Origin of the sequence: Megasphaera sp. AF13-6AC (genome assembly GCF_027685385.1) — a bacterium.
Classification (GTDB): Bacteria; Bacillota; Negativicutes; order Veillonellales; family Megasphaeraceae; genus Megasphaera; species Megasphaera micronuciformis.
This window is the reverse complement of record NZ_JAQCUN010000349.1, coordinates 1-539: the sequence shown is the minus strand read 5'-3', so window position 1 is coordinate 539 and position 539 is coordinate 1. Positions and strand designations below refer to the sequence as shown.

Here is a 539-nt window from a genome sequence, read left to right as displayed (position 1 = left end):
GGGCACGACGTGTCATATGACGTACGGCTTCCTTGTTTGCTAAACGACCGCCGCTTTCCCATGTATCGCGGAAATGCAACTCGCTGCTGTCGTCTTTCCCTAAGGCCGCATTGATACCGCCTTCGGCCATTACCGATTGACTTTGTACGGACGGTACGGGAGAAAGAAGAATTACAGGTATTTGTTTACGTGCCAAGTGTAAGGCGGCACTCATGCCGGCAATGCCGGCACCGATAATAAGGTTTTGCAATAGTATTCAACGTCCTGTCTTAAATTAGTTAAGGTAAAAATAAATGTTTGCAAAAGCGAAGTAAAAAAAGAAGACACATAAGAATACGAGAAAATCGACGACGCGTCGATTATAATGGCGGGCCCCGTGGGCAATGATGTAAGCGGCGGCATTATATTTAATGTGAACAAAGAGGGACACCAACAAGATTAAGTTGGTTGCAGTATATAATGCCGTTCGTGTTTGCATGCCCAAAAAGGCCAAGTGATCGAAAAGATAAGCGTGGCACAAGGCGGTAATAAGTACGAGA

Annotated in this window: 1 protein-coding gene and 1 pseudogene; both read right to left on the bottom strand. The window is 45.6% G+C overall.

The genetic code is table 11. The annotated features are described in order from the left end of the window. Positions 1-250 (bottom strand): FAD-dependent oxidoreductase (locus PGX78_RS09405; protein ID WP_270446704.1); only part of this gene is annotated, 250 nt, incomplete at its 3' end. Between the two features lie 24 nt (positions 251-274). Next, positions 275-539: pseudogene (locus PGX78_RS09400) on the bottom strand (hypothetical protein); the annotation flags it as partial.